The following is an 18,389-nucleotide window of genomic DNA, read 5'->3' on the forward strand; positions in this document are numbered from 1 at the left end:
AGCGTGGGGTGCGCACCATAAGCAGGCGTGTCGGCAAGGTGGTGCGCGGCGCTGCGCCAGAACGGGGCAGCCATGCCGCAACGAGCAACTATCTAACGCCTGCCTGCCGCCAAACCCTTGAAAGTTAGGCCTGCCTGATGCGCCTCGAAATGGAGGGGCGCGGCAGTGTCTTCACTTTATTCAAAGGCAGGAACATGGACAGTACTGACATTCAACATGACCAGGCTGCGGGGCGCCTACCGCCCTTGGGCCCGGAATTCATCACCGGCAACGATGCGGCCTTTTGGCTGCACATGCAGGTCAGCAACAAGCGCGAGCGGGTGTACGGCTCGGTGATTCTCAAACGTGCCGATGGCAGGTATCTGCCGACGGTGCCTACGGCGGGTACCGCTGGCGGGTTCCACTTTGGTTCGATCCTGAACGAGGATGCCAACTTCGACCTTCAGGCGCCTGAGGGGTACAGCGTCTATGCGCTGTTCACTTCGCGGGCGGGGCAGTCCAAGGCGCGGACCGCGGAGGTGGCCCATTGGAGCGCTGCACAGCGGCGTCTCGAACCGAGCTTCTTTTCAATCAAAGGTCTGGCGTACGTGATTGAGCGGCGCGACTTCTGCCCGATTTATTATTTGTCGGGGCGCTATGACTCGCTGATCAAATATGAAAGCAGCGGTTCGCAGGAGGAACAGCATTTCCTGAGCAAGCTGACGACCAGCAGGGAATCGGACGAATTTGAAGACCTGATTTTCCTGATCAATGTCACCGCAAGAGTGGGCGTGCTGCGTGTGGTGACGCCGAACAAGGAATTGGGCGGCAAGGCCGGGCAGATCATTGAGCCCTGGACCCTCAATCAGGCCGTTTCAGAGGCGGCCCAGTCCCGGCAGGCAGAGCCCGGTACTCAAGTTTTCAAGCGCTGGCAGGATGCAATCCGCTCCGCCTTGCCGCCCCTGGATGCGCCGACCCAGGCCAGCCATTTTGGCTATCTGCTCAAGGATGCTGCTGGCGAGTTCGTCGCAAAGCTGCCGGATGCCGCGTTGAAGTCGGTGTTTGAAAGCGCCCCGCCAGGCATGTCGCTGCCCAAGGGGCGGCCGAAGTTGCCCAGTGGCTTTTATCTGCAGGGTATTTACGCTTCGCTGGCCAGGCCGGACATTCCACCAGTGGCCGGCGAGACTTGGCTGGCCCAGAGTTTTTTTACCGCCGCGAGCCTGGCGACGGCCGTCGCCCTGGCGGCCACCGACGAGCCCGACCTTGAGTTTTACCTGCGCGCCGACGACGGCGCGCTGTTGATGTACCGCTGCACCGGCTCCGCAGCCCAAGCCCAACTGTTCGCCAACCGTGGCGCGGCCATCGACCGGCGTCTCAAGGAAGGCACGCTTAGCCCCTCGGCGTTTGTCCGGCAAGTGGCGGCGGTGGGGACGCTGACGGTGATGGAAACCGGCAGGGTCTGGGACGTGGCCGGCGTGGTGGGGCCGCAATGGCGGGCCTTTGAAAATATCCACCAATCTCTGAGCCCGGCATTTGTCACTGCGGATGACGCGGCGCGCTATCTGCATTACCTGGCCGTGGCAGGCCGGCCACGCGGTGAGTTTCTGCAGGCCTTCATCTTGTTACGTAAAGATGGCCGGTTTGTGACCGCGAAATTGCAGGGCGGTGATGAGTGGCGGGCTACATGGGGGCCGGCATCGCCTGCCGGCGACTACTTGACCCGTGTCGAACTGGAAGGCTACCGCGTGGTCGGCCAGTTCAATCGGCCTGAGCCGGATCAGGCCGAGCTGGTTGCCAACTATCCCCAATTCACGCCCAGGCAATTGGCGTTCCTGGTCAGCACGCCGGGGGTGCGCTCGGTTATCCTCACGCTGCACTTTTCGCAGCTGATCAAGACGCTCTACACCAGCGGCCCTAACGGCACGCTGGTCAAATATGGGCTCAGCGGCTCCCGCGCTGAGCGTGAATTCGGCGAGTATTTGTCGAACGCAGTGCGTACCGGTGAGGTGGCGCCCCGGGTACAAGGTTATGACGGCACACCCCAAGGGCTGATCAAAGAGCTGGTGACGCTCGGTGAGTTGACGGTGCTGCTGGCCGATGACGCCTGGTATCACGTCCAGGGGCGGGTCCCGGCAGACTGGGCGCCGCAAACGCCCTTCACCGCGGCAGCGCCCATCGAGGCGCCGCTGAGCTGGGTGTTCACGGACCTGGCCACCGCCGCCGAATATGCCCATGGCCGCCTGCAGGCGACGCCGGGAGGGCGGCGTATCGGCTGCATCCTTCAGTTCGGCAGCCAGGCGCAATACGTGGTCAGCGAGCCTTCCGCGCCGATACTTGTCGGCGAGTCCCTGTTCGCGCTGTCTCATCTCTTCGGTAACGACGGGCCACCGCATGGATTTGCCCTGCGTGGCTGGTACTGCCGCAGCGAACCGGATGCCGAGGGCATTGCCAGCGAGCCCTGGCTCTATGAGTCCTTTATGGCCACTGCCGATTTTGCCCAGGCCATTGCCTCCTTGCGTGCCGCCCCGCAAAGCAACGTGGCGCTCTACGTGAGTACGGCAGACGGCGCGCAACTCGCGTATGACGCCTCCGGCTCAGCCGAGGAAGCCGGGCTCTACAGCGTGTTGCCTGATGGCAGCGTAGGCGACAATGGGCTGGCGGATGAACTGCGTGCCGGCACACTGACGCCCCATGAACTGATCCTCAAGATCGCCGATGCCGGAGCACTGTCGGTGTTGCAGGTGGGCACGCTGTGGGATGTTCCTGGCCTGGTCAGCGCTACTTGGCGCGGGTACGTGCTGGCGGTCCGCCCGCAACTGAGCCCCGGGTTCCTGCACGAAGAAGACGCCGCGCGCTATGCCCATGCGCAGATCGGCGGCCAGCGCGAGCGTGAGTATTGCGGCTATATCCTGCAACGCCAGGACGGCCTGTTCGTGGCGACCGAGCCGTTGTATGCCAGCGATGCCGGGCGTTTTGCCTTGGGTTTTGTCTACCCCCGGGACGCCAAGGGGCGCACCCTGCTGCCGTCTCGGCACGTGTTGAAGGCGGTGTATGGCTCCTGCCGTGGCGTGTCGTTGATGGAACCCCGGCAACTGTTGCGCCCTGGCTGGACACGGGATGACGCTTACCTGGAAGCGCAAATGTTCAGCGCCGAGGATATCTACACGCTGATCCGCAATCGCCAGCAGGTTGCGGCGGCTTATCTGTCCGTCGCCGAGGATGCGTTGCTGGTCTTTGACCTGGGGGATGCACCCGGCCTGGCGGATTTGCGCCAGGCAGTAACGCCTTCGGACCATGGCAGCCCAGTGGCCCGCAACCTGGGCAACGGCACCCTGACCGCAGCGGAATGGATCCGGCAGGTAGCGGCGGGCGGGAGTTTGCGAGTGGTGCTGGGCAACCTCTTGTGGGGCGCCCCCGAGTTGATCACCGAACATTGGCGCCCGCGCGTGCCGATTTTTCGCCGCGATCGCCCGCAGCAAGTTGCTTATAGCCAGGTCTCCACCAGCGCCGCAAAGGCCGCCCAATCCCTACACGCGCGTATGGACCCTGGCGCACCGACGCAGACCTGCTTTGCGGTCATTCTCAAGCATCGTGATCAGGCTGCCTTCGTCTGCACAGAGCTGGTGCCAGCCTGGGACAAGAACGGGCTGTTGGCCTTGGGAGGCATTTTTGCGCTCGATGATGCGGGTCAGTTCATCTACCCGCCGGGCTATCAGCTGCACGCCTTGTTCTATGGTCGCAGTTGGATGCCGCAGGGGCTGACCACGGCCGAGCGCTGGCTGGCCGAGCATTTTATTTCAGCCAGCGACCTTGCCGATGCCCTTGCCCAAGCCAAGCGTCAGCGCGAAGCGGGGGCGCCGGCGGGGTTGCCGGTGTATATCTCGACCCTCGACCGGGCACTGCTGAGCGTGCAAGCGCCGCTGTCGTCGACGTTGTTCAACCCGATCCGCCAGCCTTCGGGGGTCTTTGAAGATGTGCAAACCCTGATCGCCAGCGGGCAGTTATCCGCCGTAGGGTTCGTCAACGAGGTGGCGAAACTGAGCTGGTTGAGTGTGCTGGTCGCCAATGAGTGCTGGGCGTCGTTGGGCAAGGTGGACACCAGCCGTACACCCTGGAGTGCGTTTTCCAGGTTTATGCGCCGCGCCTTGAGCCCTGTGTTCAGCAGCCAGGCGGATGCCGTTCGTTACGCCAATCAACACCTCGGCACCCGGCGCGACCAGCGTTATGGCGGCCTGGTATTACAGCGCAACGGCAAATACGTCGCGACCCTGGCGATACCGGTATTGAGTGAGGACTTCGCCCCAGAGGTCATTCTGCCGGGGCTGGACGTCAGCCAGGCGCTGTTGGCACCCGGCTGGAAAATGCTCGGGCGTTACCGGTCGCGCGCAGCCCAGGTACTGCCGTTCTGGCTGGAGGCCCAGGAGAATGCGACGTATCAGAATCTGTTTTCCACCAAGACGTTGGAGACTGCCCTCAAGTCGGGCCACCTGTGGACCCATGAATACCTGCTGACAGCGGACGGTTCACTGATCGGCTTCAGTACTCAGGACGCCGAGCGCAGCCTGATGAACAGCACGCAGCGCAACGACGCGATGCAGTTGCTCAACCAGCTGGAAACTTCCCTGGCGCCCAACGCGCTGGCGGCCCATGACCCCTACGGCAATGCCGTCGAGCAGCAAATACGTGCCGGTCGTAAAACGCCGAGCGAATGGGTCAACCAGTTGGCGCGGGTCGGCACTTTGCAGGTGCTTGAGGGCGGTGCGGTATGGGGGATTGCCAGGCGTGTACGCGTGGGCTGGATGCCAGGCGTGGGGTATATCGCGCCCGAGGAAGTCCTGCATGCCGTGGCGGATCGGGCGTTGAGCCCGGTGTTCAAGCATGCCGACGACGCCGCACGCCATGCTCACGCATATGCCGAGCAACGTGCACGGCTGAGCTTTGGGCTGATCCTCAAGTCGTCAGATAACGGCCACTTCGTCGCGTGTGCGCCGATCAAGGGCGATGATCTGCAATTTCGCCTCGACCGCGCCTTCATGCGCGGCCAACTGCCCACCGGCTACAGCCTCCAGGGCCTCTATCTGCGTTTGCCGCAACAGGCCGCACCGGAACTGCCGCAAGGCGAGGGCTATGCGCAACTGCCGGCACCGGCTGTGCTGCTGGAAGCGCTGAGTTTCCTGCGGGTGCTGACCGCCCCGAGCGAGCGCTTCCTGGCGTTGTATGTGTCTTGTCCCGACGGTTCATTGGTGCGTTTCAGGGCGACGCAATTGGACCCGGACTGGACCTCCGCTACTCGGCAGGCGGCCTACCTTGCACGCCTCAACCAGCGTGGCAGTATCGACGGTTACCTGTTGAAGCTGATCGAGTCTGCAGAGCTGCGCGTGCTCGACAGCAGCCCGTTCTGGGATGCGCTGCTACCCAGGGTCATGCGCGCGGCCAAGGGCCTGGCGGGGTTCGATACTCGCCTGGCCCTGGGGCCGTTGTGTGCCCACCCCGACGATGCAGCGCGCCTGGTGTGGCAGCGTTTCGCGCCACGTAAGACGCAGCCGTGGCTGGGCGCGATCCTGGGCAATGGCGACAGCGACACGTTTATTGCCGTGCAACCGGTGGCGGACCCTGGGCCATCGGTGGCGGTAGGGCTGCGCCCGCAAACGCCGGCTTATCAGAGCCTGTTCGAAGGGGTCATGAACCTCGGTTATCCCAGCACCTCCACCCGCTACCCGGCCGGTTACAAGGTCATGGGGGTACAGCAGTTGTACAAACTCGACACCCAGCGCCAGCGCCTGGTGGACCGCTACGAAGAGGCCCTGGCCCACAACTTTGTCGCCCAGCCGGAAATTCGCGGCTTCATTGAGATGCTGCGTCAGGACCAGGTGGCCGGGGCGCGGTATTACTTCACGCCGGTACAGGGCGGGCTGATCGTGTATGAACCCAGCTATCAGCTGGATGAAAGCCAGTTATTACGCGATGACTGGGTCGACGAGGCCAGCGGTGCCGTCAAGGTCTTGCCGAGTGAGGTGATCCGCCGGCTGGCGACGTCCGGCCAGCTGAGCATTCTTGAACCCGATCATTTCTGGCAGCCGCGTAGCCAGGTGGCGCGCGGGCTGTTGCAGGCGCTCAAGGAGGCCGATGAGCGCAGTTAACGTTTACGCATCAACCCGATAAAAAACAACCCGCCGATGGCTGCTGTTGCCACGCCGATGGGCAAGTCTTCCGGGGCGATCAGCGTGCGGGCCGCCACATCGACCCAAACCAGGAACAGGCTGCCCAGCAACGCACACACCGGCAGCAGGCGGCGATGCTCGGCGCCCACCAGGCGCCGGGCAATGTGCGGCACCATCAGCCCGACAAAGCCGATGGAACCGCTGATGGACACCAGCACGCCGGTCATCAGCGAGGCGATCAGAAACACCTTCAGCCGCACATTGCGTGCGTTCAGGCCGAGGGTTACGGCAGTCTGTTCACCGGCCATCAGCGCGTTCAACGGGCGCGCCATGCCCAGCAGCAACATCAGCCCGAGCAACACCGTCGCACAGGGGATGGCCAGCAGTTCCCAGCGCGCCAGGCCGAGGCCGCCGAGCATCCAGAACATGACGGCCGACGCCGCGCGATGGTCGCCCATGAACAGCAACAGGTTGGCGGCCGCCATCATCACGAACGACACCGCCACGCCGCACAGCAGCAGGCGATCACTGTCCAGCCGGCCGCTGCGACTGGCCACCGCCAACACCACCAGCATGCTCAGTAATGCGCCGATAAACGCGGCGATAGGCAAGGTCAGCAGGCCGATGATTTCGCCCACATGCAGTACCACAATCACCGCGCCGAGGGTGGCGCCGGAGGTCACCCCGAGCAGGTGCGGGTCGGCCAGCGGGTTGCGCGTGACTGCCTGCAGCACCGCACCGATCAACGCCAATCCGGCCCCCACCAGCGCGCCGAGCAACATGCGCGGCACACGGATCAGCCAGACGATGTGTTCCTGCCCGGCGGGCCAACTCACCTCGCCGATGCCGAACGCCTTGTACACCACGATGCGCCACACCACGTCCACCGGCACCCGCGCCGGGCCGAAGCCCAGGGAGAGCACACAGGACACCAGCAACACCGCGCCGAGGGCGGCGAGCAATAAGGCATAGCGACGGGTGATCATTCGCCGTGGAACCCCTTGGCCAGGGTTTCCACCGCCAGCACGTTATCGATACCCGGCGTGGCTTGCACATAGGGGATCACGATAAAACGCTGGTTCTTGATCGCCTCCACCCCTTGCAGCGCCGGGTTGTTGAGCAGGAACTGTTGTTTCTGCTCGGCGGTGATTTCGCTGTAGTCGACGATCACGATCACCTGCGGGTTGCGCTCCACTACGGTTTCCCAGTTGATGCGGGTCCAGCTGGCGTCGACGTCGTCGAGAATATTGCGCCCACCGGCGGCATCGATCAGCGCCTGGGGCATGCCCAGGCGGCCGGAGGTCATGGCGCGGTCCTCACCGCTGTCGTAGAGGAACACCCGCGGCTTGTCGGCCGGCAGGTCTTTGCGCACCTCGGCTACCTGCGCCTGCATCTGCGCGATCAAGGCATTGGCGCGGTCCTGCACGTCGAAGATCTTGCCGAGGTTGCGCAGGTCGTTGTAGGTGTCGTCCAGGGTCGCGGCCGGGCGCTTCATCACAAAGGCGCAGGATTCGGTCAGCTCATACACGTTGATGCCCAAGGGTTGCAGGGTATTGGGCGTGAGGTCGCCGCCCACGCGCATGCCGTAGTCCCAGCCCGCGAAGAAGAAATCCACATTGGCGTTGAGCAGGGTTTCCACCGATGGGTACTTGCTCGCCAGCTCCGGCAGGCCGTCAAGAGTCTGGGCCAGTTCCGGCGTCACCGACTTCCAGCCGCTGACGCCGCTGTAGCCGGCCATACGCGGCTTGAGGCCGAGGGCGAGCATCATCTGGGTCATGTTGATGTCGTGGCTGACGGCGTGTTGCGGCGCCTCCTGGAAGGTCACGTCACGGTTGCAGCTTTTGATGGTGACCGGGTAATGGGTCGCTGCGGCGAAAGCGTTTGCAGTACCCAACAACAGGGCGAGAGGCAGCATGGAGCGCAGGATCATGGTTGGGTTATCCAGGTGATTCGGGGATGGTCGGCCAGGGGGTGTGTGTCGATCAAGGCCTCGACGCCGAACACCTCGCGCAGCAATTCGGTGGTGAGCACTTGATGTGGCGTGCCGCTGGCGACGATGCGGCCGTGGTCGATCACATAGAGGCGATCACAGAAGGCGGCGGCCAGGTTCAGGTCGTGGATGCTGGCCAGGGTACCGATGTTCAGGCGCTTGACCAGCCGCAAAAGCTCGAGCTGGTAGCGTGGGTCGAGGTGGTTGGTCGGCTCGTCGAGGATCAGCAGTTGCGGCTGTTGGGCCAGGGCGCGGGCAAGAATGACACGCTGCTTTTCACCGCCGGAGAGGGTGGCGAAGGCATGGTCTTCGAAGCCCAGCAGGCCGACGGATTGCAGCGCCGTTTGAACCAACTGCCTGTCGTGCAGCGTATCGCCATCGAACAAACCTTTGTGCGGCGTGCGGCCCATGGCGACCACTTCATCCACGCGCAGGCCAAAGGCATCGGGGAATTCCTGCAACACCACGGCGATGCGTTGCGCGCACCATTTGGATGTCTGCTTCCACACATTCTGATGCTCCAGCAACACCTCGCCCTGTGCCGGTTTGCTGAATCGATAGGCGCAGCGCAACAGGCTGGTCTTGCCGCTGCCGTTGGGCCCGATCAACCCCACGAACTCCCCCGCACCGACCTGCAGGCTGGCGTTGCGCAGCTGGAAGTGATGGTGACAGTGGCCGTGATCGGACGGTGTCCAAGTCAGGTCGGCGAGGGTGAGTGAGGTCATCAATATTCTCAAGTCCAACACAGGTCAAATGTGGGAGGGGGCTTGCCCCCGATAACGGTGGGTCAGTGACAGGTGTATAGACTGGCTCACCGCCATCGGGGGCAAGCCCCCTCCCACATTTTTAATCGGTGTTGGTTCAGTTAGAAGGTGTAGTCCGCCGTGACGAAGAAGGAACGTGGCTCACCCAAAATCCATTGCTGGCCGTCGTTGTATTGGCTCACGGCATAGGTGCGGTCGAACAGGTTGTTCAGTTGCAGGCCCAGGGTCGTGTTGCGCGCGGCCTTCCACGACAGCGTAGCGTCGACCACGGTGTAGTTCGGCAGCTCGTTCTGGTTGGCCATGTCGGCGTAGCGCGCGTCGACATACCGCACCCCGGCGCCGGCGCGGATGTCGTCGGTCACGGCCTTGCTCAACCACAGGTTGGCGGTGCGGCGCGGTACGTCCACCGGTCGATTGCCGTCGCGGGACACCTGCACGCCGTCGACGTCCTGGTTGAAGTCGTCGTACTGCGCGTGGACGATGGCCGCGTTGGCTTGCAGCTGCCAGGCGTGGGGCAGTTGCAGGTCGAGGCTGGCTTCCAGGCCACGGGAGGATTGCTGGCCAACTTGCTGCTGGTGGTCCGGGTCACCCGGTGTGTCGGTGAGCAGCTTCTTCTTGACGATGTGATAGGCCGCCAACGTCCATTCGCCGCGCTGGTCCCAGAAGGCTTGCTTGATGCCGATCTCGGTCTGCTTGGCGGTGGCCAGGTCGAATTGCTGCTGGCCGGGGCTCAGGGAAATCAGGCCGCCGACGCCGTCGGTGCTGGTGGCGTACTGGCCGTAGATCGAGGTATCCGGGGTGAGCGCATACACCAGGCCGGCCTTCCAGTTGTTGCCCGTGAGGGTTTTGTCGCTTTGGCTGCCGTCGCGCAAGTTGTCGCGGTCGATGTGCGCGTAGTCACCGCGGATACCGGTGATCAGCGACAGTCGGTCGGTGAGTTGCAGGCGGTTTTCGGCGAAGCCGGCGACGGTTTTGGTGGTGCTGGCGAACAGCGGCTTGAACGGGTCGTTACTGGCGAACTGACCAGGTACCGGGTGGTTCACGTCGATGGGTTGGCCACCGGGGAACGTGTCTTCAAACGGCGAGTTGCTGGCCAGGCGGAAGCGGATACGGTTGTATTCCACGCCGGTCACGGTCTGGCTGTCGAGGCCGAACAGGCTGTGTTTGAAGGTGAAGGTCTGGCGGTCGCCGAGCTGTTCCTGGTTGTGCTTGATGCCGTAGTTGCCGCTGCGGGTCAGTTGGCCATTGGTGAAGTTGTAGTTCTCGGCGTTCTGCCAGCGGCGCTGGTTTTTCAGGTAGAACAATTCGTTGGTGGCGCTGACGCTGTCGTTGATCTGCCACTCGCTGGTCAGGCGCGTCCATTGGTCGTTGTAGTGCTGGACGTCATTGCTGACGTTGTAGTTCTTGTCGCGCAGGCCCTTGTGCAACTGGCCGTTGATCAGCGGCGTGCCGAAGTAGTTTTGCGGGCGCTGGTCGCCGTAGTCGCTGGCCAACGTGAAGCTCAGGTTGTCGGCGGCCTGCCAGCGCAGCGCACCGCTGACGAAGTCGCTGCTGGAGTCGCCCCGGTCGATGAAACCATTGCTGCGCAGGCGGTTGAGGTTCAGGCGGTAGCTCAGGGTGTCGGTCAGCGAGCCGCCGCTGTCCAGGGCTTGTTGCTGGCGATCATAGGAGCCATAGCCGAGGCGGATATGGTTTTCGATCTCGCCGGCAAAGGGTTTTTTCGGCACGGTGTTGACCACCGCACCGGTCGCGCCTTCGCCATATAGCACCGAGGCCGGGCCGCGCAGCACGTCCACGCGTTCTACCGACCAGGTGTCCACCGGGAAGGTCGAGGTGCCCATGCCCATGTACATGCGGTTGCCGTCGTACAGCTGCATCACCGAACCCTGGCCGGTAAAGCCACGGGCCGACAGCGAGGTGCCGCCGTCGCCCGGCGAGCCGGTGCGGCTGATGCCGGTGGCGCGGGAAATCGCGTCCTGCACACTGGCGTCGCCACGCTCACGGATCTGCGCGCCGGTCTGGCTTTCGACGCTGCCCGGGGTTTGCAGGGCCGTGAGGTTCAGGCGCGAGCCGGCAGTGGTCGGGGTGTTCAGGTCGACGTGTTGGTCATCCACGGCAGGCGCGGTCACGGGGCTGGTGGGCAGGGTCAGGGCCTGGGCGCTGGTATGCAGGGCGAGCAGGCACAGGCCGAACGCGAGGTACTTGTTCATCGGTCGATCAATCTTCTTTACGGGGGTACTCGCCGCAGGGCGCGGCGAGCCACGATAACGCAGAAAGTGTTATAAGTTAACACTTATTGGCTGCGGGGCAAAAGTCGCGCAAGGCTACAGAAGCCCTCTGGCTTGGGCATCTCGCCTGCTTCATGCAGAACCTGAGGCGGATTCACGTTGGGCAAAAAATCGCGCCAACACCAGGCGGTCCAAGGCCCACACGGCGATCAACGACGCCCCCACCAACGGAAAAATAATCGCCAGCGCGAGCATGATCACCATCGCGGTTTTCCACTTGGGCAGGTCATGGCGCAGCGGCGGCACCCCCAGGCCGCCTTGCGGGCGACGTTTCCACCAGATCACCACGCCGCTCACGGCGCTGAGCAGAATCATCAGGCAGATCAGCAGCACGATCAGCTGGTTGACCCAGCCGAACATCTTGCCTTCATGCAGCATCACGCCGGTCTCGGTCGCGCGCGCCAGCGTGTTGTAGTGCGCCCAGCGCACATCGGCGAGGACTTTGCCGGTGTACTGGTCCACGTGCAGGGTGGCGTCGTTGCGCGGGTCGTTGGCGAACACCGCGACGGTGAACACGCCCTCGGCGGTGGTGGGGAAGGTGATGCTGTAGCCGGGCTCGACCTTGCGCGCGTTGGCCAGGTCGACCACCTGTTGCAGGCGGATGGTCGGTGCGGCCGGCGCCGAATGCATGGCGCCGTGGTTCATGTGTTCGGCGTGGTCGCCGGACATCGGCATCGGCGTATTTTCCATGGCCCAGGGCACGGTCTGCTGGCTGGCGGTGTTAAGCACCCGCGCCTGCTGGTCGGATTGCGGCACGTTGTTCCACATCGCCGCCGGGAAGGTGTTCCACAGGTCGGCGTATTGCTTGCCCCAGAAGCCGGTCCAGGTCATGCCGCTGAGCAGCATAACCAGCAAGAATGCCGCGCCCCAGAAGCCGGCGACTGCATGCAAGTCGCGCCAGAACACCCGGCCACGGCTATTGAAACGTGGCCACAACACACCCGCCGAAGACTTGCCGCGCGGCCACCACAGGTACACGCCCGACACCACCAGCATCACGCCCCAACCGGCGGCGAGTTCCACCAGGCGGTCGCCGACGGTGCCGATCATCAGCTCACCGTGCAGGGCACGGGCGATGGCTTGCAGATTGTATTTGGCATCTTGTTCACCGAGTACGCTGCCGCGATAGGGGTCGACGAATACGCTGACTTCGCGGCCCTCTTGGTGCATCACGAATTGCGCGCTGCTGGTGGCGTCGGCGGGTGGCAGGTATTTGCTGATCTTGCCCTGGGGGAAGGCGGCCTGGGCGCGTTGCAATTGCTCGTCCGCGCTCAGGGCGTGCTCGGCGGCCGGTACGGTGAGCAGGTTGCCGTACATCAGCGGGTCGAGTTGGGGTTTGAACAGGTAGATGATGCCGGTCAGGGCCAGCAGCACCATGAAGGGGGCGACGAAGAGGCCGGCGTAGAAATGCCAGCGCCAGGCCAGGTTGTAGAAGGAGATTTTTTGGGTGGTCATCAGGGGGCTCCGCAAAGGCTTTGATTTTTTTGTGTCAGTTAGGCCGCCATCGGGGGCAAGCCCCCTCCCACACTTGTAATGCGTTCCAAGGTGGGAGGGGCGGTGGCCCCCGATGCTCTTAGAAGCTCATATCGACTTTGGTCCAGAGCGTGCGCCCCGGCTCCTTGATGGCTTGCGGGTCGTTGGCCGGGTAGCCGAACCCGGCGTTGCCGGCCAGGTTCAGGTGCTCGGCGTAGGCCTTGCCGAACAGGTTGTCGACGCCGGTGCTGACCTTGAAGTTTTTATTGATGCGATACGCCGCATTCAGCGAGAACACGCCAAAGCCGCCGCTCTTGTCGAAGTCCTTGCCGACCACGTTGCCCTTGTTCTGGTCGATGCGGTTTTGCGCCGCGACCACGCGCCACAGGGCGCCGGCGCTCCAGTCGTCTTCGCTGTAGGTGAGACCGAAACGGGCATCCAGTGGCGGCATTTGCGGCAGTGCCTTGCCGTCGCTGCTGTTCTTGCCCCAGGCATAGGCCAGGGTCGCGTCGGCCTTCCAGTTGCGCGTCAGTTTGTAGGCTGCGCCGAGTTCGCCGCCCATGATCCGCGCGTCCACATTGCGCGCCTGGGAGGTGGTACCCATCATCCCGGGCTGGTAGTCGAACAAAATGTAGTCCTGCACTCGGCCGATATAACCCGAGGCCCAGGCTTCGAGGCCGGCGCTTTTGTACTGCGCGCCGAAGTCGAGTTGGGTGGTCTTTTCCGGCTTCACGCCATCGAAGGCATTCACCGAACCGACCGCGCCGGTGTCAGGCGAAAACAACTCCCAGTAATCCGGGAAACGCTCCGCGTGGCCCAGCCCGGCGTAGAGCGTGGTGGGGCTGTCGGCCAGGTCGTGTTCATAACGCACAAAACCCGACGGCAAGGTATCGGCGCGGGTGTCGTTGGCGGTCGGGTTGGCGCGGGTGCTCATGCCGGAACCGGTGGTTTGCCGGAAGTCCTTGGCCGAGGCGCGGTCCAGGCGTGCGCCGCTGATCAGCCGCTCGCGGTCTGCGGCGTACCAGGTGAGTTCGCCGAACACGCCGTAGTTGTGGAAGTTGGCGTCCTTGATCTTGGGCAATTCCTTGTAGGTGTCGACGCCCATGCTGCTGCGCTCGCGGTGTTCATTGGTCTGCGCATCCAGGCCGCTGATCAGTTGCACATCGGCCCAGCGCCAGGTGGCCTTGATGCGCGCGCCGAGGGTGCGGCGGTCGACGTTCGCGGCCATGGGCCCGGCCATCATCCCGGTGCCCGACGGCGTGCGCAGGCTGTAGTTGTCCATCACGTGGTCGGCGTAGTTGTAGTAGACCTGGGCTTCGACCTTGTCGAGTACCTCGCCGAGGTTGGATTTTTCAAAACGCAGCCCCAGGCTTTCACGCAGGAACTGCGAACCGTCCATGGCGCGCCCGGCGTAGCGCGCTTCACCATCGCCACGGCCGGCGGTGAGTTCCAGCAGGGTGTCGGCGTCGGGGGTGAAGCCTGCGGCGACGTCGCCATTCCACTTGTCGTAGCGCGAGGCGACGGTGTCGTTGTTGCCGTCCTTGTAGTCGTCGGCATGGGCCTGGTTGCCGATCACGCGCACGTAGCCCAGGGGGCCACCGGCCGCGGCATCAATGACCTTGTCGAAACGCCCGTTGGAGCCGGCCAATACGCTGGCGTTGAGGCGGGTGCCCAGCGCGCCGAAGTGCTCCGGCTCACGCTCGAACAACACCGTGCCGGCCGACGCGCCTGGGCCCCAGAGCACGGTTTGCGGGCCTTTGATCACGGTGAGTGTGTCGTAGGTTTCCGGCGAGATGTACGAGGTGGGCGCGTCCATCCGGCCGGGGCAGGCGCCGAGCATCTGGCTGCCGTTGGTGAGGATGTTCAGGCGCGAGCCAAACATGCCGCGCAATACCGGGTCGCCATTGGTGCCGCCGTTGCGCACCAGCGCGAAGCCGGGGATGGTCTTGAGGTAGTCGCCGCCGTCGCTGGCAGGCACGGGTTGGCGTGGGTCTTTCGGGTGGGTGGTTACGGTCAGCGGCGAGCTGGGGGCGATCGCGGTGATCACCGTGGGGCTCAGCTCATGCTCGGCGTGTTCATCGGCCTGAGCATGGGGCGCGAGCAATGCGCCGCATAACGCCGCGAGCACGGGGGTGCATCCCAAACGGGTGTCAGCAGAAAACCTGGACATAAAAATTCCATCAATCAATCGTAAACAACACGGCCAGCAGCCTGCGGCTGTCTGTCTAAAGTCGGCCGGGATGAAGTAACGGTGTTAAGTGCTTACGTGATGATGGGCGGCGCGCGGCTGCGGGCGCCGGGGAAGATGCTCTGCCGGGCATGGCCCAGGCGCGTGGCGGGGGTGAGGGCGTTGGCCGGCGGCGGGGGGCTGAGGGTGAAGGTTGAAATGCCGCCAGGCAGGGCAGGGCAACTGTAAAGCAGGTCGCAATAGCCGCACTTGGACCAAAGGGCGTGGTGTTCTTCGGGGGCTTTGGTGTGATGGGAATCGCCATGCTCGCCTGGCATGTCCATCGGCATTTCCATCGACATACCGGCGTGATGATCCATCGGCATCGCTTGGGAAATCAGCGGACCGATAAAGATCATCAGCATGGCGAACAGGCTGATCCAACTGCCGCGCATCACGCGCGGGTGTGGAACTGGCCTGGCGCGAGGGGCGCCCATCGAGTGTTGGCCTACTGGGCGTGCTTGTGCTCGTGGGCGGCCGCAGGCGGTACTTTCTGCACCGACACTTCCACTTCAACCTTGCCGGCTTTTTCGAAGGTGAGGGTCAGCGGGAACTGCTTGCCGCCGGCCAGCAGGCTGCGGTCCTTGAGGCCCAGCAACATCACGTGGTACGCCATGGGCGCGAAGGTCAGGTCGCCCTTGGCTGGCACGGCCACGCTGGGTACTTGCTGCATCTTCATCAAGTCGCCCTGCATCACATGCTCATGCAGTTCGGCCTTGTCCGCCACGGGGGTATCGACGCTGAGCAAGCGGTCCGGGGCTTCACCGGTGTTATGAATAACGAAATACGCCGCGACAGTCGGCGCATTCGGCGGCAACTCCTGGGACCAGGGATCGCTGACCAGCAGGTCACCGGCCTTGTAGTCCTCGGCGTTGGCAGCACTGAACACCGGCAGCAGCAACGCAGCCAGAAGCAGGGAAGATTTGAGCATGGCAGTTCTCCAGAACGGTTCTAAACGCAGTTCACTTGCGAAGACGATCAGACCGTTGGAGAGGCGCGGGGGTTAAGGCTTGGCCATTGCTGGCGCGGCGTGGGCGATTGCAGCGAAGGCGTTGGCAGGTTCTGGAACGCATCGAACCGCGTCACATACAACTGCGGCACATGCCCCGGCAACGCCACCAACGGCGCCGAGCCCGAGCAACACCAGCAATGCTGCATGGTGGAGTGTTCGTCCTGCTGCGGCGCCGGAATCTCCAGCTTGCCCAGGGCAATCGCCTTGAGGCTGGCGCCATTGGACGAACAGAAACCGCCCCATATCAATTGCTGCACGGGGTCTTGCGACTGCTGCATCGCAGTGGCCATCGGCATGGCAAACGCATTGAACAGCACTGCAAGGCAGGCGATCCAGGCTATTGCAAAGCGTTGACGGGCCATGGCGGACAATCCGTAGGGTTAAACGATCAGGTGGGTATTTAGCCTGATCGGGGGGGATAAGTAAAAAGGGGCGGTGTGGTTTGGTGTCGCAGTGACTGGTTTGAGGATAGACGGGGAATTGAGTGGATGCCGACCTTCAAGGCAATACAGATCAAATGTGGGAGGGGTGTTGTTCAAAGTGACTCGATGGCCTGTGAGGCCGCCGCCACCGTGGTGAATTCTCGATCTACAGCAGCCAACACCGGCCGCTTCAACACCAACACCGGCACGCCAAGCTCCCGTGCCACTTCCAGCTTCGGCTCCGTCGCCGTGCTGCCGCTGTTTTTGCTGATCAACACATCGATCTGCCGCCGTTCAAACAATGCGCGCTCGTCATCAATCAGAAACGGTCCACGCGCGCCGATCACTTCGCAGCGCGCATTCCCCGGATACACATCCAGCGCGCGCAAGGTCCAGAATTGATCTGCGGGGATTTCATCAAGGTGCTGCAACGGTTCGCGGCCCAAGGTGAATAAAGGTCGCTTGAAGGGTTTCAGTGCTTCGATCAGTTCGGCCCAATCACCGACCTCGCGCCAATCATCCCCCGCCTGCGGTTGCCACGCCGGGCGACGCAACGCCCAGCACGGCACACCACACAAACGCCCAGCCTCGGCGGCGTTGCGGCTGATCTGTGCCGCATACGGATGGGTTGCATCGAGAATCAGGCCAATCCCCTCATCGCGAACAAACTGCGCCAACCCTTCAGCCCCGCCATAACCGCCAACCCGCACCTGGCACGTGAGGTCGGTAGGCACACGCCCAACCCCTGCCAAACTGTAGATATGCTGCGGGCCAAGGGTGCGCGCAATGGCCAACGCTTCCGTCACGCCGCCCAACAACAGGATGGGTTTCATAGTGGCTTGAGCACTTCCAGCAAGGTGATCGGCAGCGCCTGGCGCCAGGTATCGAATTCGCCCAGTGGCTGCGCCTGGGCCACGTGGATGCGCGTCAGTTCGCCGCCATGCTTGGCGCGCCAGGCCATCAGGGTGATTTCACTTTGCAGGGTCACCGCGTTGGCCACCAGGCGGCCGCCGGGGCGCAGGTGGTGCCAGCAGGTGTCGAGCACGCCCTCGCGGGTGACGCCGCCGCCGATAAAGATCGCATCGGGCGCCGGCAGGCCGCGCAAGGCATCCGGGGCTTTGCCGCGAATCAGTTGCAAGCCGGGCACGCCAAGGGCGTCGCGGTTGTGTTCGATCAGGCCTTGGCGGCCTTCGTCGGCTTCAATCGCCAACGCACGGCAGCTCGGGTGCGTGCGCATCCATTCGATACCGATAGAGCCACTGCCCGCGCCCACGTCCCACAGCAGTTCGCCGGGCATCGGCGCCAGGCGGGCGAGGGTCATGGCGCGTACATCGCGTTTGGTCAGTTGGCCGTCGTGTTTGAAGGCCGAATCCGGCAGGCCCGCCAGGCGTGACAGGCGTGGCGTGTCGATGGCGGCCAGGCAGTCGATGGCCACCAGGTTCAAATCGGCGACCGCGGCGTGTTGCCAATCTGCCGCCACGCCGTCGATTCGCCGCTCATCCGCGCCGCCCAGGTGTTCAAACACGCTCAAGCGGCTGGGGCCAAACCCGGCCTCAGCCAGTAACGCGGCGATCAACGCAGGGCTGCTGCCGTCGTTGCTCAACACCAACACCCTGGCGCCACTGGCCAGATGGGCGTTGATCGCGGCCACCGGCCGGGCTACCACGGATAACGTCACAACCTCCTGCAACGGCCAGCCCAGCCGAGCCGCCGCCAACGACACCGAGGACGGCGCCGGCAGAATCAGCAACTCATCCGCCGCCACCTGCCGCGCCAAACTGGCCCCCACGCCATAGAACATCGGATCGCCGCTGGCCAGTACACACACCGGCGTACCGCGCTGCGCGAGCACCGGCTCCAGGGAAAACGGGCTCGGCCACAGCTGGCGCTCGCCGCGAATGCACACCGGCAGCAGGTCCAACTGGCGCTGAGCACCTATAATCCGGTTGGCGCGCAACAGGGCATGCCGGGCATTCCTGCCCAGCCCCTTGAAGCCGTCTTCACCGATGCCTACAACCGTCAGCCAGGGCGACATATGAATTCCTTGAACGACATCCGACGGGCAGGCTTTTC

General features: G+C 63.7%; 12 protein-coding genes. 1 reads left to right on the top strand and 11 read right to left on the bottom strand.

The window, feature by feature from the left end; translation table 11 throughout:
* Nucleotides 1–194: 194 nt before the first annotated feature.
* Entirely contained in the window at nt 195–6,119 is a 5,925-nt protein-coding gene (locus CXQ82_RS03070; protein ID WP_101266034.1) for a hypothetical protein, read from the top strand.
* On the opposite strand, the gene CXQ82_RS03075 is transcribed toward CXQ82_RS03070, so the two are convergent.
* From CXQ82_RS03075 to cbiE, 11 genes are all read right to left on the bottom strand, one after another.
* The gene (locus CXQ82_RS03075) at nt 6,116–7,126 is read right to left on the bottom strand and encodes an iron ABC transporter permease (RefSeq protein ID WP_101266036.1); all 1,011 of its coding nucleotides are present in this window, start codon (nt 7,124–7,126) and stop codon (nt 6,116–6,118) included. The two genes, CXQ82_RS03070 and CXQ82_RS03075, sit on opposite strands and share 4 nt — an antisense overlap.
* The gene (locus CXQ82_RS03080; protein ID WP_101266038.1) at nt 7,123–8,070 is read right to left on the bottom strand and encodes an ABC transporter substrate-binding protein; all 948 of its coding nucleotides are present in this window, start codon (nt 8,068–8,070) and stop codon (nt 7,123–7,125) included. Before CXQ82_RS03080 ends, CXQ82_RS03075 begins: the two co-directional genes overlap by 4 nt.
* Nucleotides 8,067–8,855, bottom strand: a complete 789-nt coding sequence (locus CXQ82_RS03085) for an ABC transporter ATP-binding protein (RefSeq protein ID WP_101266040.1) — start codon at nt 8,853–8,855, stop codon at nt 8,067–8,069. Before CXQ82_RS03085 ends, CXQ82_RS03080 begins: the two co-directional genes overlap by 4 nt.
* A 140-nt stretch (nt 8,856–8,995) precedes the next feature.
* Nucleotides 8,996–11,104 (bottom strand): TonB-dependent siderophore receptor, encoded by a 2,109-nt coding sequence (locus CXQ82_RS03090; protein ID WP_101266043.1) that lies wholly within the window; start codon nt 11,102–11,104, stop codon nt 8,996–8,998.
* Nucleotides 11,105–11,254: 150 nt separating this feature from the next.
* Nucleotides 11,255–12,637, bottom strand: a complete 1,383-nt coding sequence (locus CXQ82_RS03095) for a PepSY domain-containing protein (protein WP_101266045.1) — start codon at nt 12,635–12,637, stop codon at nt 11,255–11,257.
* A gap of 118 nt (nt 12,638–12,755) precedes the next feature.
* A complete protein-coding gene (locus CXQ82_RS03100) occupies nt 12,756–14,825 on the bottom strand; it encodes a TonB-dependent copper receptor (RefSeq protein ID WP_101266047.1) in 2,070 nt (689 codons plus the stop codon).
* Nucleotides 14,826–14,917: 92 nt separating this feature from the next.
* Nucleotides 14,918–15,319, bottom strand: coding sequence for a DUF2946 domain-containing protein (locus CXQ82_RS03105; RefSeq protein WP_101266049.1), 402 nt, complete (start codon nt 15,317–15,319; stop codon nt 14,918–14,920).
* A gap of 11 nt (nt 15,320–15,330) precedes the next feature.
* Nucleotides 15,331–15,813 carry a copper chaperone PCu(A)C gene (locus CXQ82_RS03110; protein WP_101266051.1) on the bottom strand — a complete coding sequence of 161 codons (483 nt, stop codon included), beginning with the start codon at nt 15,811–15,813 and terminating at the stop codon, nt 15,331–15,333.
* Between the two features lie 47 nt (nt 15,814–15,860).
* Nucleotides 15,861–16,256 (bottom strand): DUF2946 domain-containing protein, encoded by a 396-nt coding sequence (locus tag CXQ82_RS03115; RefSeq protein ID WP_101266053.1) that lies wholly within the window; start codon nt 16,254–16,256, stop codon nt 15,861–15,863.
* A 173-nt stretch (nt 16,257–16,429) separates the two neighbouring features.
* The gene (locus CXQ82_RS03120) at nt 16,430–17,149 is read right to left on the bottom strand and encodes a cobalt-precorrin-6A reductase (protein ID WP_101266055.1); all 720 of its coding nucleotides are present in this window, start codon (nt 17,147–17,149) and stop codon (nt 16,430–16,432) included.
* On the bottom strand, nt 17,146–18,351 hold the full coding sequence (cbiE, locus tag CXQ82_RS03125; protein WP_101266057.1) for a precorrin-6y C5,15-methyltransferase (decarboxylating) subunit CbiE: 1,206 nt from the start codon (nt 18,349–18,351) through the stop codon (nt 17,146–17,148). Before cbiE ends, CXQ82_RS03120 begins: the two co-directional genes overlap by 4 nt.
* Nucleotides 18,352–18,389 lie beyond the last annotated feature (38 nt).

Origin of the sequence: Pseudomonas sp. S09G 359 (assembly GCF_002843605.1) — a bacterium.
Classification (GTDB): Bacteria; Pseudomonadota; Gammaproteobacteria; order Pseudomonadales; family Pseudomonadaceae; genus Aquipseudomonas.

What these genes read in the sequence shown, in the direction of transcription:
- CXQ82_RS03085 (WP_101266040.1), bottom strand. Translation starts at nt 8,855, where the DNA reads ATGACCTCACTCACCCTCGCCGACCTGACTTGGACACCGTCCGATCAC.
- CXQ82_RS03105 (WP_101266049.1), bottom strand. Translation starts at nt 15,319, where the DNA reads ATGGGCGCCCCTCGCGCCAGGCCAGTTCCACACCCGCGCGTGATGCGC.
- CXQ82_RS03070 (WP_101266034.1), top strand. Translation starts at nt 195, where the DNA reads ATGGACAGTACTGACATTCAACATGACCAGGCTGCGGGGCGCCTACCG.
- CXQ82_RS03080 (WP_101266038.1), bottom strand. Translation starts at nt 8,070, where the DNA reads ATGATCCTGCGCTCCATGCTGCCTCTCGCCCTGTTGTTGGGTACTGCA.
- CXQ82_RS03110 (WP_101266051.1), bottom strand. Translation starts at nt 15,813, where the DNA reads ATGCTCAAATCTTCCCTGCTTCTGGCTGCGTTGCTGCTGCCGGTGTTC.
- CXQ82_RS03075 (WP_101266036.1), bottom strand. Translation starts at nt 7,126, where the DNA reads ATGATCACCCGTCGCTATGCCTTATTGCTCGCCGCCCTCGGCGCGGTG.
- CXQ82_RS03090 (WP_101266043.1), bottom strand. Translation starts at nt 11,104, where the DNA reads ATGAACAAGTACCTCGCGTTCGGCCTGTGCCTGCTCGCCCTGCATACC.
- CXQ82_RS03120 (WP_101266055.1), bottom strand. Translation starts at nt 17,149, where the DNA reads ATGAAACCCATCCTGTTGTTGGGCGGCGTGACGGAAGCGTTGGCCATT.
- CXQ82_RS03095 (WP_101266045.1), bottom strand. Translation starts at nt 12,637, where the DNA reads ATGACCACCCAAAAAATCTCCTTCTACAACCTGGCCTGGCGCTGGCAT.
- cbiE (WP_101266057.1), bottom strand. Translation starts at nt 18,351, where the DNA reads ATGTCGCCCTGGCTGACGGTTGTAGGCATCGGTGAAGACGGCTTCAAG.
- CXQ82_RS03100 (WP_101266047.1), bottom strand. Translation starts at nt 14,825, where the DNA reads ATGTCCAGGTTTTCTGCTGACACCCGTTTGGGATGCACCCCCGTGCTC.
- CXQ82_RS03115 (WP_101266053.1), bottom strand. Translation starts at nt 16,256, where the DNA reads ATGGCCCGTCAACGCTTTGCAATAGCCTGGATCGCCTGCCTTGCAGTG.